Here is a 17,964-nt window from a genome sequence, read left to right on the forward strand (position 1 = left end):
ATTTTATCGGTAAAATTCTTTTTATCATAATACCTTTAATACTTTACCCTACTCTACATATTAAGATTAATATAATGAAAAAATTCTTTGCTAAGTTATTCGGTAATAATACCGAAGGTTCAACGACACCTTTTATTAAATTACACCCAGCAATAGATAATGGAATTAAACCAACTAAAAATACATTTAAAGGTGGCTTAATTAGCTGTCAATGCCGAAGAAATAAAGTCACTGTTAAATTAAATGGTCAAACGGCTCATAACCATGCTTGTGGCTGTTCTAAATGCTGGAAACCTAAAGGCGCATTATTTTCACAAGTTGCCGTTATTCCAAAAAATAATGTTGAAGTAATAGCAAATGCTAAAAAATTAATCATCGTTGATAAAACAGCAACCATTCAACGTCATGCTTGTAAAGATTGTGGTGTTCATATGTATGGTCGGATTGAAGACACCAACCACCCATTTTACGGCTTAGACTTCGTTCACACTGAACTATCAAGCGAGCAAGGCTGGTCTGCTCCTGCGTTTGCTGCATTTGTTTCATCCATTATTGAAACAGGTACTGATCCTAAATCAATGCCAGCAATTCGTGAACGTTTTGAATCATTAGGTTTAGAAACTTATGATTGCTTATCACCTGACTTAATGGATGCTATTGCAATCCACATCAGTAAACATAGCCATTAATATTGCTATATACTAGTAGCAATAAGCCCTATTAAGCATTTCGCTTTAATAGGGCTTTTTTTTGTCCATTTTTATTGTTTCCATTCAGTAATAATCAATTACTATATTCAACATTGTGTAATAATTAATTAAGCATAGAATATGTTTTATCAACTCACCCACTGTTGATTATCTAAATTAAATATAAAATTATTATTCCTTATTAAATAAACAATAATAATTTTATTTAATTCAGCACCTCGAATTTATAATTATTATTCTATAACAATTAAAAGAGAAACATTATGTCTATATCTCTACACCCTGCAATTGATAACGGTTTTGCTGCAACTAAAGAAAACTTCCAAGGTGGCGTATTAAACTGTAACTGTGAATCAAATACAGTTCGCGTAAAACTATCAGGCCAAACTGCACACAACCATGCTTGTGGTTGTTCTAAGTGTTGGAAACCTGAAGGTGCCGTTTTTTCACAAATCGCGGTTATTTCTCGTGACAATGTTGAAGTCATTGCTAACGCAGAAAAGCTAGTTATTATCGATGAATCTGCAGCAATTCAACGTCATGCTTGTAAAGAATGTGGCGTTCACATGTACGGTCGTATCGAGAATGCTAATCACCCATTCTTCGGTTTAGATTTTGTTCACACAGAACTATCAACTGACAAAGGTTGGTCTGCTCCTGAGTTTGCTGCATTTGTTTCATCTATCATTGAAACAGGCACTGATCCTAAAGATATGACAGCTATCCGTGCTCGTCTTAACGAACTTGGTCTTAATACCTACGATTGCCTTTCTCCTGCACTAATGGATGCAATTGCAGCACACGTTTACGCTCAAAATCACCCACAAGCGTAATATACATAGCAACACCTGACAAAATAAGAAGCAATATCTTTCTGAGATATTGCTTTTTTTGTCTGATTTGTATCCCTAAGTAAACAAATATGAGTGATATCACACTTAGATAACAATCTCCCCATGCGTATCAAGAATAGACTATTCTAGATAACGCTTTTAATTAACGTTCTAAATGATAATTATACTTAAAAACAGTCACATTATTACACCCTAGTAATAATGATTTTCCATATTTAGGGATTATCAATATTTAAGAAATAAATATAATAGCTGCATCAAGTCACCATGATGACATTAGATCAGTGACTATAATTAACAACGAACACCATGCTTGAACATGGGTCACCTATATTTTAAGAGAGTGAACGATGACTGACAAATTTATCAAATCAAAAGCGGCTATCGCATGGGGTCCTAAACAGCCTCTTTCTGTTGAAGAAATTGATGTAATGTTACCCCGTGCTGGTGAAGTATTAGTTCGCATCGTTGCAACTGGCGTATGTCACACTGATGCATTCACATTATCTGGCGACGATCCAGAAGGTATCTTCCCTGCGATCCTTGGTCACGAAGGTGGCGGTATCGTTGAAATGATCGGTGAAGGCGTAACAAGTGTTGAAGTTGGCGATCACGTTATCCCTCTTTACACTGCTGAGTGTGGCAAATGTAAATACTGCCTATCTGGTAAAACTAACCTTTGTCAGGCAGTACGTGAAACCCAAGGTAAAGGCTTAATGCCAGACGGCACCACGCGTTTCTACAAAGACGGTCAGCCTATCTTCCATTACATGGGTTGCTCTACTTTCTCTGAGTACACTGTACTTCCAGAAATCTCTTTAGCTAAAATCAGCAAAGAAGCACCACTTGAAGAAGTCTGTCTTCTTGGTTGTGGCGTAACTACCGGTATGGGCGCAGTACTTAACACGGCTAAAGTTAAAGAAGGCGACACTATCGCGGTGTTTGGTCTTGGTGGTATCGGTCTTGCAGCTATCATCGGTGGTACTATGGCTAAAGCTAGCCGTATTATTGCGATTGATATCAATGAAAGTAAGTTCGATCTAGCAATGAAACTAGGTGCAACTGAATGTATTAACCCAATGAAATTCGACAAGCCAATTCAAGAAGTGATTGTTGAATTGACTGACGGCGGTGTTGATTACTCTTTTGAGTGTATTGGTAACGTCAACGTGATGCGTTCTGCACTTGAGTGTTGTCACAAAGGTTGGGGCGAATCAGTGATCATTGGTGTTGCTGGTGCAGGTCAAGAAATCTCTACCCGTCCATTCCAACTTGTGACTGGTCGTGTATGGCGTGGTTCTGCATTTGGTGGCGTTAAAGGCCGTTCAGAGCTTCCAGGTATCGTTGACCGTTACATGGCGGGTGAATTCAAACTTGATGATTTCATCTCATTTAACATGGGCCTAGACGACATCAATAAGTCATTTGACCTACTACATGAAGGTAAGAGTATCCGTACGGTTATTCACTTCGATAAGTAATCACTAGCACGATTACAATCTACATTCCCTTTACTGAATCATCTGTAAAGGGAATCGCTTATTTTTATTTTCACTTGTTCAATACCATATGCTAATGGATTAGCAATTAACTCTTTAACGATACTATATTTTAGTTTTACTTCTACCTTATTTGGATAGCGTCCAAATAATCGTTAATTGAGAATGGCAATTGCCACGCTCTGACATTTGGTGTCAGAGCGTTTTTATTTTTACACTACAATTTATATTTAACGCATCCCTTGGATTAGGCACCCTATATAATTAATTAAGCCTTTTAATACCAAGTTCTTCTTTTTATATTCTCGTTACGATACGAACCCAGAACAGAGACCTTTTCCATGAACCGTTGTCTATTCAAATCGTTACCTTTTCAATTGATGATAGCAGCGCTTTTAGCATGGGGGATTGCTTCTCTCTTACCCTTACAAGCAGGTTTTGAAAATACCACTGCTTTTAAATTATTAATGTTAACTAAAACAACCTATATCGGCTTACTCAAAATGCTTGTCGGTATTGTGGTGCTATTCTCATTGCTACAAGGCATTACAAGTATTGGTTCAACATCACGATTAAAAACATTAGGTTATAAGACGATTGCTTTCTATAGCTTAACATCAACACTTGCTATCTGTTTAGGTCTTGGTGTTTCACTTGCAATCCCTAAATGGCCACACTTAATTGATACAGCCCAAGTTACGGTTGGTAACCACGTACAATTAATTGATAATAGTGCTTCTTCTGGCGGCGCTATTACCGAGAAATTATTTAACATGGCGCTAGTTAATCCGTTTCAAGCGCTAGCAACGACAAACTTATTAGCCATTGTTGTATTTGCACTATTATTAGGTATTGCCTTATTAGCCAGTTTACCAGCTAAGCACCCTATTTTTGAGCTTATTTCAGGGTTCAATATTGCAATTAATCGAGTAGTATCTGCCGTTATTAAGCTGGCACCTTTAGCTGTATTTGCAATTGTCTTTCAATTTACAATACAAAGCGGAAACAGTATTTTTGGCGAATTAGCCTTATTTGCTTTATTGGTATTTTTACTGACCTTAGTTCACGGCGGCATCGTATTACCTTTACTCGCAAAGGTGTTTACAGGGATTAAATATTCAACATTATTCCGCGCCCTTTCAGCCCCTATGGCTATGGCATTTGCAACCTCATCAAGTTCAGCGACGTTGCCACTTTCATTGCAAACAGCACAAGAAGATTTAGGGGTATCTCAACCCACCAGCAGTATGGTATTACCATTAGGATCAATCATGAATATGGATGGCACTGCACTTTTTGAAGGGGTTGCTGCTATCTTTCTTGCTCAGCTTTACGGTATAGAACTCGGAACATCAGGATTGATTATGATTTTCATTATGGCGATGGTGTCGTCTATTGGAGCACCAGGGATGCCATCAGGATCAATGTCGGGTATGCAATTAGTTCTGCTTGCGGTTGGTATTCCACTGGAAGCCATCGCGATTCTACTCATTATTGAACGCCCATTAGATACGTTCCGTACCGCGGTCAATGTTGAAGGTGATTTAATTGCAGCTTTAGTGGTCGATAAATGGCAAAACCAGTCAACAAAAGTGTGATCTGGGTCTTATTTAGCATTTTATCCCCTTCTTACCTTGAAGCTTAATATTACTTTGACAGTAAAAAAAATGTGCTATAAAATCAATCAATAAGTATAACGTTTAAACGTTATTTCATTCGTTATGCTTATTGAATTTTTAACATCCTTTATATCAGCAGGGGCCTGTGTAATTAACACAGACGATATAATGGAGCCATAGGAAGCTCAAGGACGGTGTTAATTCTCTAATAATTTAAGACAATATTACTCAAATAATTATGTATGCGTTATTGTCTTAACGTAAATTAATAGGTTTTAATCATGGTTAGAAAATTATTACAATCGTTAGGGTTTAGAAATACTGAAACTAAATCTCGTCAATTGCGCGAACGACTTGAATTCGCTATTCAACAAAATCTTGGTCAACGTGAAGCACGATCTAACCGCGAACATTAAAATCCTAACAGTAAGATATTCTTTGATCATAAATAGTTAGCTATATTTACGCGCCTTGGCACGGGCAACAACAATAAGACGATTAATCAATACCTTTTGTTTCTCCGTGCCTGCTTGTTTTAATTCTCGAATAATACGTATTACTTCAGTTTCTAAGTATTTAGTCGTTTTTGTTTGAACCATACTACGGATCAATTTATCAGCTTTATCCGGTATCGGTTGTTGTAATGCCCACTCATAGCTATAAACACTTTCTCCTGCTGTATTTATCTCAGGCAAAGAAATAGCAACAACCTTTGGTGGTAATTGCATGTCATCAATACGAGCTAAACGACGATAATATCCCTGCACAACAGGTGATTTATGGTATGGAAGCTCACCATCATGATAAAGTTGAGGGCCAATTTCCTGCGCAACATCAGCTTTAGATTCTAGAATAAATTGACTGGCATTTTTGTCTTTACGCACATATTGATCTTTCTTGGTATTCTCAACCGTATAATATATTTTGGCACTATGCTTGGCACGTGTTATTGCTACATAAGCAAGTCGACGTTCTTCTTCTGTATCTGCTGAAATACCCAATGATGATCGATTAACATAAGGAAAAGCATCTTTATCCCAATAAGGTAAATGTACCTGACTATACTCACATCCTTTAGCTCTGAAAATAGTGGTTAGTTGCACACTGTTATTTTGGTGTGATTGGTTTTCAGCTGCAGACTGTTGAGTATAATATTCAAAATACTGTAAAGCTTTATCGCAGTTTTGATCCATTGATTCTAATACGGTTTCAACACTGTCTAAACGTTCAACGGCTTCTTCTATTTCCGTTGCCGTTGCTTCTGTTTTCCAAATCCAATTATCAAGTTCACTGTCTCGACGATATTGCTTATAAACCGCCAGCGCTTTAAACTTTCCTTTTCGTTGCAGCATTAATAATAATTCAATCCGATCTTTAAACGTTTCTAGATTTAATGTAGGTTGAATTTTTTCAGTTTGCTTTATTAAACTAAGCCATTCGTTACTTGGCCGCTGTGATAAAGACTCACACAATGGGCGTAAACTTTTATTAGGTACATAGCAGTGTGGAAAAGATAATAAATTAAACAATAAATTGGCTTTATCGTTATCCGCTAATATTAAAAAACGCCCCGTTGCTAATATCATAACGTCCATTAACAACTTTACTTCACGACTGTGTGTTAACACCGAACCGATCGGCATATGGTAAGGTATTTTCTTTGTTAAAAAAGCTAACTCAAATAACATCGCCTGTGACCAACGTCTAACTAAAATAGCCACTTCAGCAGGTTGACCACCTTGTTGAATAAAATCAGCCACTGATTGCGCAATTTCTCCCACTTGGCGAGCGGTACCAATAACATCCACAGCAGTATCCGCAACAGATTTATGCGCAATGGTCTGAAAGTCATGAAATCTTTGTTTATTATTAGCAATTAAATGGCTAGCCGCTAATGCTAAACTATGCCCAAATCGAAACGTATGCGACAAACTATATGTCGTTGCTGGCGCAAAATCTTGTTCAAAATTAAGCATGAATTGTGGAGCACTACCCCGCCATTTATAAATACACTGATCAACATCACCTACCGCAACTAACTGAGCTTGTGGTGATAATAGTAATTTCAACAATTGATATTGCGCGGTGTTTATATCTTGGAACTCATCAACCATCATAAATTTAATTTGCTGATGATAGTAATGGCATAGAGCTTGATCATTTTTTAATAACTGTATAGTTTCTACCAACCAATCATCAAAAAATAGCTGTTTACGCTCTTTACGTACAGTTTCAAAGTTCCAAAATGCTTCAATGATAAAGGCATATTCTCTATTAATTTCAGAGAGATCAAATACCTCTTTGGGCGGCAACATATGTGCTTTGACTAACCCAATAAAGCTCATTAACAATTCAATAGTGCGAGGATCTTTAAACGTTTGTTGTTTTTGATACGATTTTTCTTGTACCGCCATTTGCCGTAAGACAAGTTTAGCAATGGTTTTATCACTATCACCATTATTAAAATCAATTTGATAACCCGTCGCAGATAGATACCCCGACTGTCTTAATAGCTGAAAACAAAAGCTATGAAAAGTATGGACAGGCACGCGCGCGGCTAACGGGATCTGTGCTAACTTTTCCTTAAAATCGGTGCGAATATCACGGTTAAACATCAATACCAACATTTGTTCTGCTGCGATTGATTGTAATTTATGTTCTACAACACCGACTAAGGTTGTTGTTTTCCCCGTTCCCGCACCAGCAACACAAAGTGCGTTACCTGACTGATGATGAATAAAAGCAGTTTGTTCAGCAGTAAAACGGGTCATTAAAAATACTCAGTAAGGCAATAAACGCATAGCAAACGAGTATAGCAATTGCCATATAAAGTTTAAATCGTAAAACATGACATTACATCCACACTCCTTTATCTACCAAACATCGTGTAATCAAAGATGGTGTAGCCCAGCAAAATCTGGCATTGGTCACTATCTATTGTTAAAATTCGGCTCCATTATTGGTGGCTATGCGCCATTGACTGTCTTTATTTGCCGTTTCAATCGGTGTTACTACTAAGAACTACATCATGATAAAAAATAAAAGCTTAATGACCAATGTGCTCTCTCTTCTTCTCTTATTCATTGGTTATATTAGTAATCAACATATCATTCTTTACTGTGGCTTATTTGCTTTTTCCGGTGCATTAACAAACTGGCTTGCCATTTATATGTTATTTGAAAAAGTACCCGGTCTTTATGGTTCAGGTGTTATCCCTGCTCGCTTTGAAGCGTTTAAACTAGCCATTAAAAACCTAATGATGGAGCAGTTTTTTACTCAACAAAACATTAGTCGCTTTTTAAGCCAAGATACCGACCACTCAACCGTGCTGGATATGCAACCAATTATCAGCAAAATTGATTTTGCACCAACCTTTGATTCATTACTGGATGTGATCATGAATTCATCCTTTGGCGGCATGATCACCATGATGGGTGGCCCAGAAGCCATGGAACCATTACGTGAACCTTTTATTGAGAAAATGCAGCTATCAGTAACAGAAATCAGTGAACAAGATAATTTTAAAACAGCACTGAAACAACAATTAGCCAAACCTGAAACATTGCATGATATTGAAAGTAAAATTGAAGATATTATTGACCAACGTTTAAATGAACTTACCCCTAAAATGGTCAAAGAAATGGTAGAAAAAATGATTAGCGAACACCTGGGTTGGCTGGTTATTTGGGGCGGAGTCTTTGGTGGTATTATCGGCATCATTTCAGCATTGATTACAGGTTAAGATTACCTGCTTTAATTTCAAGTAGCTGTGACCTTTTAAAGCGTATACAGCTACTCTCTTTACTCCTTTCAGCTTCAAATTGAGAAAGCAATTTATTCACCCTAATTGCAACTAAAAACTAAAATGATTCTTTTTCACTCAATCACTTTCATAAATTACATTAAAAGTGTGATAAATATTGAACTAAGATAACTAACAGTGATAAATACCTGTATATGTATCCAGTTGGAATTCATTTTTCTTGGCAAATTTCTCGACCCATTTCACAATTGCAGCAATTGTTAGTGGTTTAACAGCAACTACATTGTTGTCGGCTGATCATATTAGCCCCAGCATTGCACTATGGATGACTTTTTTTGGCACCATCGGTGGGCTTCTACCTGACATTGATTCAGACCACTCAACGTCGATGAAAGCATTGTTTACACTTCTGGCTGGGTTTTGTTGTTTTTTACTCATCAGCCATATTTACACCCATGTCGCAATGCTTGAGTTGATTTTGTATGTCATCTCATTGTTTATTACTATTCGTTATTTTGGCAAAGCGGTATTTGACCGTTGTACGGTTCACCGTGGCGCATGTCACTCGATTTCATTTGTGACTCTTATTGCACTCTGTTGTGTCCATATTTGCGTCTTATTGGGGCATACAGCGACTGATAGTTGGTTTGCTGGCGGGTTTGTTCTACTTGGCGGCATCGTACATTTAGTCCTTGATGAAATATACAGCGTCGATCTATCAAACAAACGCTTTAAATCATCATTTGGCACCGCACTTAAACCTTTTGCCTTTACCAAACCGTTCATTAGCCTAGCTCAGGTTATCGCCATTGTTATCTTATTTGATCTAGCACCAAGTTATGATGGTGCACTACAAGTTGTCACAAATTGGAGTCATTTCCAATTTACACCTGTCTGGTTCAACCTGGACGATACTAAACAATGGTTATTGCACATGTTTTATATTACGCCCCGTGATTTACATGCCTTTTATCAACGTTTTTAATCCCCAATAAAACACTATCTCATAATGTAAAGTATGATATTTCATTACCATACTTTACATTTGTCACCATTTTAAACCAAAAAGCAATCGTTTGCTTTTTTACTGGTAGTCGTACAATGAACCGAGTATTATGCTTAATAAGATGAGTGCTTGAGGTAATGTTTATCTTAAACACTCTGTATTTCGATGCCATCATTTTGAAATAGGAATTTCACCATGAGTCTTGCTGATCAAGTTCTTGCCGTCAATGACGACCTGCCCATCCGTACCGATAAACCCGTTCACAGTGGAAAAGTACGCTCTGTTTATTGGCTAACAGACGCAGACAGTCGTCGTCTAATTCAACAAAAAGGCTACAACGTTCAACCTGATGCGCCTCTTGCAATTATGATTATCAGTGATCGCATTTCCGCCTTTGACTGTATTTGGCATGGTGAAGGTGGTTTGAAAGGTGTTCCCGGTAAAGGCGCGGCACTTAATGCAATCTCAAATCATTGGTTTAAACTCTTTAAAGATAATGGCTTAGCCGATAGCCATATTCTTGATATTCCCCATCCTTTTGTCTGGATTGTACAAAAAGCAAAACCTGTAATGGTAGAAGCTATTTGTCGTCAATACATCACAGGTTCAATGTGGCGATCATACACGCAAGGTGAACGCAATTTCTGTGGTATCGAACTACCAGAAGGTCTAGAAAAAGATCAAAAACTTTCAGAGCTTCTAATGACCCCCTCAACCAAAGGTATCCTAAAAGACATCCCTAATGTGCCTGAAGCGGATGATGTTAACGTGACTCGTCAAGATCTCATCAATAACTACCAAGCCTTTAATTTCCGAAATACTGATGATATTAACTATTACGAAAAACTATTAACCGATGGATTTACAGTTATTAGTCACGAATTAGCAAAATTAGACCAAATTTTTGTCGATACTAAATTTGAATTTGGCTACGTTACAGATGCTAACGGTAATGAAAAACTTATCTATATGGATGAAGTGGGTACACCAGATTCATCACGAATTTGGGATGGTGCCGCTTATCGTGACGGACAGATCGTTGAAAATTCCAAAGAAGATTTCCGTCAAGTGTTACTTAATTACTTTCCAGATCCAGATATTTTATTAAATAAAGAACGTATGCCTGAACGTTTTGCACTAGCGACAGAGAATGCGCTCCCTCAAGATATATTAATGCAGATATCTAAAATCTACACCAATATCGCAGAAAAAATCACCGGACAGCCAATTACTCTAAGCCAAGATCCAAAGAGTGAAATTATTGATATATTACGCCAAGAATATCAATTAATTGATTAATATTTATTCGAGAGCTATCTGATAGCTCTCTTTTCTATCCCGTATTATTAACAACTCCATTCATATTAAGCCTTTAATTACGACTCTATTCATATTAGATTACGTAAAATCATTAACAAAACACTTCTTCCATTACCAATCCTTCAATTTTCAATCAACACAAACCATTAATAGCATCGCAATAACCAACAATCACACCCAATAAGCACCAATAAAACAAACAAAAATACAACATTACCACAAGTTGGCTCTTGGATTTTATTGTAATAATTACACTTAAATAATAATTAATTTATACATACGTATTTTTAGTATTAATAACTAAGTTTAAATTCAAAAAAATACTATTTTAATAACAGAATTACGCATTTAATAATTGAATAAGTACAGCGGTCTACTTTATGATCATATTGAAATTAAAATTGATATAACTATTTATAAGAAATAACTTTCCCTTTAACCATATTTTAGGAGGTTTTATGAGCAGTATTACTGATGCTACTGCCAAGAAAACACGTAGCCGCGAATGGAAAATGTTCCTTTTTATTACCATTTTCCTGTTCCCTATTTTAAGTGTCATTTTCGTTGGTGGTTATGGTTTCACAGTTTGGATGTTGCAATTGTTTGTCTTTGGTCCTCCCGGTCACGGTGGTTGATCCCCTACTTCACACTACAAGCATCATTTAAAGAGAAACAATAATAATGAAAGCATTTTTAAAAAAAGCTTGGCTGACTCTATCACGCCCAAGCGTTCATATTAGCCTTGGTGTTTTAGCCCTTGGCGGTTTTGTTGCGGGTATTATTTTCTGGGGCGGATTTAATACGGCCCTTGAAAAAACGAATACTGAAGAATTCTGTGTAAGCTGTCATGCCGATAATGTCGTGCCTGAATACGTTAATACTATTCATGATAAGAACCGTTCAGGTGTTCGAGCAACCTGCCCTGATTGCCATGTCCCTCATGATTGGACTGACAAAATTTCACGTAAAATTCAAGCAAGCAAAGAAGTCTTTGCCCATTTTGCTGGATTCATTGATACCCCTGAAAAATTTGAAGATCGCCGAATTGTGCTAGCACAGCATGAATGGGAACGCTTTAAAGCCAATGGCTCACAAGAATGTCGTGATTGCCATGATTACAAAGGTATGGACTTCGAAAAAATGTCCCCTGTTGCACGCGTTCAAATGAAAAATGCAGCAGAGCGAGATCAAAGCTGTGTTGATTGTCATAAAGGTATTGCTCACCACTTACCAAAAGATATGGATACCAGTGGTGGCATGGTGTCAGAACTAGTCCAACTTTCTCATGGTACTGATTACAGCAAAGGTGAAGAGATTTATAGCGTTCGCTTCTTACCTGTTTATGAAGATAAAGCAATGACTGTTGAAGCGGGTATTCTAAATCCAGCATCTGGCGTTAAAGTCATTGATGAAACAGATAATGCAGTAGAAGTTGAGATTGCAGGTTGGCGTAAAGATAAAGGCTATGGTCGTGTGATTCAGGAAGATTTCGGAATGAATATTCCGGTTGCATCTCTACTTAAAGAATCAGCTCAAAATGATAAAGTTGTTGATAAATATGAAGAGAAAGTCGATGACCTAACAGGCCTTCCTTGGCAGCGTGTTACCGCTAAAGTATGGATGCCTAAAGACTCATTAGTGAATGACATCACACCAGTATGGGCACAAGCAAAAACAGCTTACACCACCAACTGTTCTGTATGTCACACCCAACCAGCTGAAGCGCATTTTGATGCAAACACATGGCCGGGCATGTTTAACGGTATGCTAGCATTTGTAAACTTTGACCGTGATAGCGAAGCTATTGTGTTGAAGTACCTACAGAAGCATTCATCTGATTTTTCTGATGCACAGCACTAAGTTTTGATGGAGTTAAAATAAATATGTCAGTATCAAGAAGAAGTTTTCTTAAAGGCCTTGCTACAACAAGTGCAGCGACAGTTATAGGCCCAAGCCTACTCGCATCATCAAAAGTGTTTGCAGACGATCAAATAGGTCAAGGAACATGGCGTTATTCTGGATCTCACTGGGGTGCTTTTCGTGCACAAATTTATGCAGGTAAAGTGCAACAAATTGAAGCGATTGAAATAGATAAAAACCCAACTGAAATGCTAAAAGGCATCAAGGGGATTATTTATAATCCATCACGCGTTCGTTACCCAATGGTACGTCTAGACTGGCTTAAAAAGCACAAGTTTAGTGGCGAAACACGCGGTAATAATCGTTTTGTACGTGTGACATGGGATGAAGCCTTAGATTTGTTCTACCGTGAATTAGAGCGTATTCAAAAAGATTACGGTCCATGGGCGCTCCACGCAGGTCAAACAGGCTGGCGTCAAACGGGTCAATTCCATAGCTGTACCAGTCACATGCAACGTGCTGTCGGTATGCACGGTAATTACATCACCAAAGTTGGCGACTACTCAACAGGTGCAGGCCAAACCATAATGCCTTATGTGCTAGGTTCGACTGAAGTATATGCTCAAGGTACGTCATGGTCTGAAATTTTAGACAACAGTAAGAACATTATTTTATGGGCTAACGATCCGGTTAAAAACCTCCAAGTAGGTTGGAACTGTGAAACGCATGAGTCTTACCCTTACCTTGCGCAACTAAAAGAAAAAGTAGCTAAAGGTGAGATCAATGTTATTTCGGTTGATCCGGTTAAAAACAAGACCCAACGTTACTTAGAAAACACGCATCTTTACCTTCACCCGCAGACAGATGTACCGTTTATGTTGGGTGTAGCACACACGCTTTACACTGAGAATCTTTATGATAAAGAATTCATCAAAATGTATTGTTTGGGCTTTGATGAGTTTATTGGTTATGTCAAAGGTGACACTAAAGATAACATTGAGAAAACACCAGAATGGGCAGCTGAAATTTGTGGCGTACCCGCTGATCAAATCCGTGAATTTGCTCGTATGCTGGTTAAAGAGCGTACTCAAATTCTATTTGGTTGGTGTATTCAACGTCAAGAACACGGCGAGCAACCTTACTGGATGGGTGCCGTTATTGCTGCGATGGTAGGACAAATTGGCTTACCTGGCGGCGGTATTTCTTATGGCCATCATTACTCCGGTATTGGTGTCCCATCAACAGGCTTTGCAGCACCAGGCGGTTTTCCTCGTAACGTGGATGAGGGGCAAAAACCAAAATGGGATAACAACGACTTCAATGGTTATAGTCGTACTATCCCTGTCGCACGCTTCGTTGATTGTATTTTAGAACCGGGTAAAGAAATTAAATACAATGGTTCTAAAGTGATTCTGCCTGATTACAAAATGATGGTGATCAGCGGTAACAACCCTTGGCATCACCACCAAGATCGTAACCGCATGAAACAAGCGTTCCAAAAATTACAAACCGTGGTAACGATTGATTTTGCATGGACGGCGACCTGTCGTTTCTCTGATATTGTACTCCCTGCATGTACTCAGTTTGAACGTAACGATATTGACGTTATGGGCTCATACAGTGGCCGTGGCTTAATCGCAATGCAAAAGTTAGTTGACCCACTGTACCAATCAAAAACTGACTTTGATATTTTCACTGAATTATCACGTCGTTTTGGTAAAAATAAAGAATACACCCGTGGTATGGATGAAATGCAATGGGTTCAAATGCTGTATAACGATTGCCGAAAAGCTAATGCAGGCAAATTCGACATGCCAGAATTTGATGTTTTCTGGGAGCAAGGATTCCTAGATTTTGGCACCGGTAAGCCCTGGGTTCGACATGCCGATTTCCGTCAAGATCCAGAAATAAATGCGCTAGGCACACCGTCAGGTTTCATTGAAATATCCAGCCGTAAAATTGCTCGTTATGGCTATGAACACTGTCAAGGTCACCCAATGTGGTTTGAAAAGACAGAACGTTCACATGGTGGTCCGGGCTCAGATAAACATCCGTTCTGGATGCAATCTTGTCACCCTGACAAACGCTTGCACTCACAAATGTGTGAATCCGATGAATTCCGCGCGACGTATACCGTCCAAGGCCGTGAACCTGTCTATATCAACCCAAAAGATGCTACTGCTAAAGGCATCAAAGACGGTGACGTTGTACGTGTGTTTAACGATCGCGGTCAACTACTTGCAGGTGCTGTTATCACAGACAGCTACCCACAAGGCGTCGTTCGTATAGAAGAAGGTGCATGGTACGGGCCATTAAATGAGAAGATTGGTGCGATTGATACCTATGGCGATCCAAATACTCTAACCATGGATATACCAACATCCGAATTGGCGCAAGCGACCAGTGCCCAAACGTGTTTAGTCAATATTGAGAAATTCAAAGGTGAATTACCACCAGTAACCGCCTTTGGTGGCCCGATTGAAGTAAGTTAATTATTTGATTTTAGTGTGATATTTAAGCCCTCGTACTCTTAATCGATACGAGGGTTTATTTTTACCAACAAATCACCGTAATTAGCACTCATCAACATAGATTAATGCTTCACCCAACAGCAGTATTACTGACTAATTTGTATCAAAAAAGAGACGTTTGTTTGTTTTTTGTCAAACTTATTGTGCATATATTGATCAATTTAAAAATGTAAGCGAAAATTATCTCATAGGCACGGAGGTTTATAACAATTATCTTTTATGGATATTTGACTTTAAAGGTACAAAATATGTCAGGTTTCTCCTACCCTCACACTTGCCCATTAATTGACAAAGAAATTGGTCGCGCCAAAGGTGACTTAACCACTTATGCTCGTGATTTATTACGTTCTTATAATATTGAAATTAGCGGCAAAGAAATGCTGCTTGCTGGAGAAGAATTGTTTAGTGCCCTGAGCGATATTTTTGAAAAAACACGAAAAACAAATGAAGATATGCGCACAGAAGCTCATAAACAAATAGTGGCGCTTGAAGCTGAAAATATGGAATTACGCGCATTACTCTATTGCCAACGTATAGCAAGTTAAATCTAGATTCATCACAATACATCATGCATAAAAAAAGCCACCGTAAAAACGATGGCTTAATTATATCGATTACTTAGACATTATACGTCGTAAGTAGTAGATGCTGTATTACCGCCAGTACCCGTCCAGTTCGTATGGAAGAACTGACCACGAGGCTGATCAATACGCTCATAGGTGTGAGCACCGAAGTAGTCACGCTGCGCTTGAATCATGTTCGCAGGTAAGCTTGCTGTTGTGTAGCCATCAAGGAAGGTTAATGCTGATGTCATTGTTGGCATTGGTAGGCCAATTTCCATCGCTTTTGATGCTACTTTACGCCATGCAGGCATGCTGCTTAATAGGATATCTTTAAAGTAAGTATCTGAACCTAAGAATTTAATTTCTGGGTTTGTATCGTATGCATCACGAATATTACCTAGGAATGCACTACGGATAATACAACCACCACGCCACATAAGTGCCACGTTGCCGTAGTTTAGATCCCAGTTAAACTCTTCTGATGCTTCACGGATTAACATAAAGCCTTGTGCATAAGAAATGATCTTTGATGCAAGTAGTGCTTGACGTAATGCATCAACCCACTCTTTCTTATCGCCATCAATTTTAGCAATTGTTTTACCAAATAAGCTTTCTGCTTCAACACGTTGCTCTTTCATTGAAGAAACACAACGCGCAAATACTGCTTCAGTAATAAGTGTTAGTGGAATGCCTAAATCTAGTGCATTAATACCTGTCCACTTACCTGTACCTTTTTGGCCCGCAGTATCAAGAATTTTTTCAACAAGAGGCTGACCATCTTCATCTTTATAACCAAGAATTTCAGCTGTAATTTCAACTAAGTAGCTATCTAGCTCAGTCTTATTCCATTCTTGAAGAATAGCTTGCATTTCATCATGAGACAGCTCTAAACCAGACTTCATGAAGTGGTATGCTTCGCTAATTAACTGCATGTCGCCGTATTCGATGCCATTGTGAACCATCTTAACGAAGTGACCAGCACCGTCTTTACCCACCCAATCACAACAAGGCTCACCTGCTGCTGTTTTTGCAGAGATTGCTTGAAAGATAGGTTTGATTGCAGGCCATGCTGCTTCAGAACCACCAGGCATGATTGAAGGACCAAAACGAGCACCTTCTTCACCACCAGAAACACCAGAACCTACGTATAATAAGCCTTTTGCTTCAAGGGCTGCAACACGACGGTTAGTGTCTGGATAGTTTGAGTTACCACCATCAATAATGATGTCGCCTTTATCTAGTAGCGGTACAAGTTGGTCAATAAATGCATCGACAACATCACCAGCACGAACCATTAACATGATTTTACGTGGTGATTCTAGTTTAGAGACCAAGTCTTCTAATGATGTCGCACCGATAATGTTAGTGTCCTTTGCAGGACCTTCAAGGAATTCTTCTACTTTAGAAACGGTACGGTTAAACGCAACAACTTTAAAACCATGGTCGTTCATATTAAGGATCAAGTTTTGACCCATAACAGCTAAACCAATAACACCAATATCGCCTTTCATATTATTCTCCTTGTGCTAGCAACTTTGCAGCTGCTGCATCTAAATACCATTCTGTTTCGCCATGAGAGGCTTTAATTTTTGCGGCAGGATAAGCTAACATCTCTGCCGGCGTACTATTTATTTCAAATAAGACTTCAGCCTTACTTTCACCCAATACCAAATAAGTAATACGGTCAGCATTTTCAAGTAAACGCGCTGTTTTTGAAATACGTTGCTGGCCACTTTGTGGTTGAGTGGCAATCACTGCTAATGCAGGATCATCAAAATTGGTCTGATGTGGAAATAAAGAAGCAGTATGGCCATCACCACCCATGCCTAATAAAATCCAATCAAATGCTGGTAATCCCTGTTTATGTGGAATCACTGCATCCATCTCTGCTGCAAAACGTGCACATTCAGCAATAGGCTCTGCTTCACCACGAATACGGTGAATATTTGCTGCTGGAATTGTAACGTGCTTAAATAACAAGTCATTTGCTTCGCCAAAATTACTTTCAGCATCGGTTGGAGCAACACAACGCTCATCACCCCACCAGAAATGAAGATTATTCCATTGAATACTGTCAGCAAAAGGCGCTTGCGCTAATACTTTGAATAACAATTTAGGCGTACTGCCACCGGATAAGGAAATATGTACCGCTTGAGATTGTAAACTCATCGCTTGCATGGTTTCAGCAAGAGAAATCACTACATCTTGTGGCGTCGCAAATACTTTATAATTCATCATG

At 38.5% G+C, this 17,964-nt stretch carries 15 protein-coding genes; 12 read left to right on the forward strand and 3 right to left on the reverse strand.

Features of this window, described 5'->3' with window-relative positions; translation table 11 throughout:
• Positions 1–74 precede the first annotated feature (74 nt).
• The 5 genes from gfa (C9I86_RS03840) (at position 75) to C9I86_RS20325 (ending at position 5,098) form a co-directional block, all read left to right on the forward strand.
• Entirely contained in the window at positions 75–689 is a 615-nt protein-coding gene (gene gfa / locus C9I86_RS03840; RefSeq protein ID WP_080157757.1) for an S-(hydroxymethyl)glutathione synthase, read from the forward strand.
• Positions 690–973: 284 nt separating this feature from the next.
• A complete protein-coding gene (gfa, locus tag C9I86_RS03845; RefSeq protein ID WP_080157758.1) occupies positions 974–1,543 on the forward strand; it encodes an S-(hydroxymethyl)glutathione synthase in 570 nt (189 codons plus the stop codon).
• A 371-nt stretch (positions 1,544–1,914) separates the two neighbouring features.
• Complete coding sequence (locus tag C9I86_RS03850; protein ID WP_107275697.1) at positions 1,915–3,045, forward strand: S-(hydroxymethyl)glutathione dehydrogenase/class III alcohol dehydrogenase; 1,131 nt, start codon at positions 1,915–1,917, stop codon at positions 3,043–3,045.
• 359 nt (positions 3,046–3,404) lie between these two features.
• Positions 3,405–4,661, forward strand: coding sequence for a dicarboxylate/amino acid:cation symporter (locus C9I86_RS03855; RefSeq protein ID WP_107275698.1), 1,257 nt, complete (start codon positions 3,405–3,407; stop codon positions 4,659–4,661).
• 302 nt (positions 4,662–4,963) lie between these two features.
• Positions 4,964–5,098, forward strand: coding sequence for a hypothetical protein (locus C9I86_RS20325; protein ID WP_255418348.1), 135 nt, complete (start codon positions 4,964–4,966; stop codon positions 5,096–5,098).
• Positions 5,099–5,134: 36 nt separating this feature from the next.
• On the opposite strand, the gene C9I86_RS03860 is transcribed toward C9I86_RS20325, so the two are convergent.
• On the reverse strand, positions 5,135–7,453 hold the full coding sequence (locus C9I86_RS03860) for an ATP-dependent helicase (RefSeq protein ID WP_107275699.1): 2,319 nt from the start codon (positions 7,451–7,453) through the stop codon (positions 5,135–5,137).
• A 257-nt stretch (positions 7,454–7,710) separates the two neighbouring features.
• Here C9I86_RS03860 and C9I86_RS03865 point away from each other — a divergent pair, with 257 nt between their 5' ends.
• The 7 genes from C9I86_RS03865 (at position 7,711) to C9I86_RS03895 (ending at position 15,707) form a co-directional block, all read left to right on the forward strand.
• Positions 7,711–8,424 carry a DUF445 family protein gene (locus C9I86_RS03865; protein WP_107275700.1) on the forward strand — a complete coding sequence of 238 codons (714 nt, stop codon included), beginning with the start codon at positions 7,711–7,713 and terminating at the stop codon, positions 8,422–8,424.
• Between the two features lie 241 nt (positions 8,425–8,665).
• Positions 8,666–9,430: a metal-dependent hydrolase gene (locus C9I86_RS03870; RefSeq protein WP_080159193.1), complete on the forward strand. Its 765-nt coding sequence runs from the start codon at positions 8,666–8,668 to the stop codon at positions 9,428–9,430.
• Positions 9,431–9,646: 216 nt separating this feature from the next.
• Positions 9,647–10,750 carry a phosphoribosylaminoimidazolesuccinocarboxamide synthase gene (locus C9I86_RS03875; protein WP_080159192.1) on the forward strand — a complete coding sequence of 368 codons (1,104 nt, stop codon included), beginning with the start codon at positions 9,647–9,649 and terminating at the stop codon, positions 10,748–10,750.
• A 479-nt stretch (positions 10,751–11,229) separates the two neighbouring features.
• Positions 11,230–11,406: a trimethylamine N-oxide reductase system protein TorE gene (torE, locus tag C9I86_RS03880; protein WP_080159191.1), complete on the forward strand. Its 177-nt coding sequence runs from the start codon at positions 11,230–11,232 to the stop codon at positions 11,404–11,406.
• Between the two features lie 46 nt (positions 11,407–11,452).
• Positions 11,453–12,631 carry a pentaheme c-type cytochrome TorC gene (gene torC, locus C9I86_RS03885; RefSeq protein WP_080159190.1) on the forward strand — a complete coding sequence of 393 codons (1,179 nt, stop codon included), beginning with the start codon at positions 11,453–11,455 and terminating at the stop codon, positions 12,629–12,631.
• 23 nt (positions 12,632–12,654) lie between these two features.
• The gene (torA, locus tag C9I86_RS03890) at positions 12,655–15,123 is read left to right on the forward strand and encodes a trimethylamine-N-oxide reductase TorA (protein WP_080159189.1); all 2,469 of its coding nucleotides are present in this window, start codon (positions 12,655–12,657) and stop codon (positions 15,121–15,123) included.
• A 287-nt stretch (positions 15,124–15,410) separates the two neighbouring features.
• On the forward strand, positions 15,411–15,707 hold the full coding sequence (locus C9I86_RS03895) for a hypothetical protein (protein WP_045040663.1): 297 nt from the start codon (positions 15,411–15,413) through the stop codon (positions 15,705–15,707).
• 80 nt (positions 15,708–15,787) lie between these two features.
• Here C9I86_RS03895 and gnd read toward each other — a convergent pair whose 3' ends face one another.
• Positions 15,788–17,236, reverse strand: coding sequence for a decarboxylating NADP(+)-dependent phosphogluconate dehydrogenase (gene gnd / locus C9I86_RS03900; RefSeq protein WP_107275701.1), 1,449 nt, complete (start codon positions 17,234–17,236; stop codon positions 15,788–15,790).
• 1 nt (position 17,237) lies between these two features.
• Positions 17,238–17,963 (reverse strand): 6-phosphogluconolactonase, encoded by a 726-nt coding sequence (pgl, locus tag C9I86_RS03905; protein WP_107275702.1) that lies wholly within the window; start codon positions 17,961–17,963, stop codon positions 17,238–17,240.
• Between the last annotated feature and the right edge of the window lies 1 nt (position 17,964).

The organism is Photobacterium sp. NCIMB 13483 (assembly GCF_003025475.1).
Classification (GTDB): Bacteria; Pseudomonadota; Gammaproteobacteria; order Enterobacterales; family Vibrionaceae; genus Photobacterium; species Photobacterium piscicola.

Bases quoted from the DNA above. Each gene is read 5' to 3' on its own strand.
- gfa (WP_080157757.1), top strand. From the start codon at position 75: ATGAAAAAATTCTTTGCTAAGTTATTCGGTAATAATACCGAAGGTTCA.
- gfa (WP_080157758.1), top strand. From the start codon at position 974: ATGTCTATATCTCTACACCCTGCAATTGATAACGGTTTTGCTGCAACT.
- C9I86_RS03850 (WP_107275697.1), top strand. From the start codon at position 1,915: ATGACTGACAAATTTATCAAATCAAAAGCGGCTATCGCATGGGGTCCT.
- C9I86_RS03855 (WP_107275698.1), top strand. From the start codon at position 3,405: ATGAACCGTTGTCTATTCAAATCGTTACCTTTTCAATTGATGATAGCA.
- C9I86_RS20325 (WP_255418348.1), top strand. From the start codon at position 4,964: ATGGTTAGAAAATTATTACAATCGTTAGGGTTTAGAAATACTGAAACT.
- C9I86_RS03860 (WP_107275699.1), bottom strand. From the start codon at position 7,453: ATGACCCGTTTTACTGCTGAACAAACTGCTTTTATTCATCATCAGTCA.
- C9I86_RS03865 (WP_107275700.1), top strand. From the start codon at position 7,711: ATGATAAAAAATAAAAGCTTAATGACCAATGTGCTCTCTCTTCTTCTC.
- C9I86_RS03875 (WP_080159192.1), top strand. From the start codon at position 9,647: ATGAGTCTTGCTGATCAAGTTCTTGCCGTCAATGACGACCTGCCCATC.
- torE (WP_080159191.1), top strand. From the start codon at position 11,230: ATGAGCAGTATTACTGATGCTACTGCCAAGAAAACACGTAGCCGCGAA.
- torC (WP_080159190.1), top strand. From the start codon at position 11,453: ATGAAAGCATTTTTAAAAAAAGCTTGGCTGACTCTATCACGCCCAAGC.
- torA (WP_080159189.1), top strand. From the start codon at position 12,655: ATGTCAGTATCAAGAAGAAGTTTTCTTAAAGGCCTTGCTACAACAAGT.
- C9I86_RS03895 (WP_045040663.1), top strand. From the start codon at position 15,411: ATGTCAGGTTTCTCCTACCCTCACACTTGCCCATTAATTGACAAAGAA.
- gnd (WP_107275701.1), bottom strand. From the start codon at position 17,236: ATGAAAGGCGATATTGGTGTTATTGGTTTAGCTGTTATGGGTCAAAAC.
- pgl (WP_107275702.1), bottom strand. From the start codon at position 17,963: ATGATGAATTATAAAGTATTTGCGACGCCACAAGATGTAGTGATTTCT.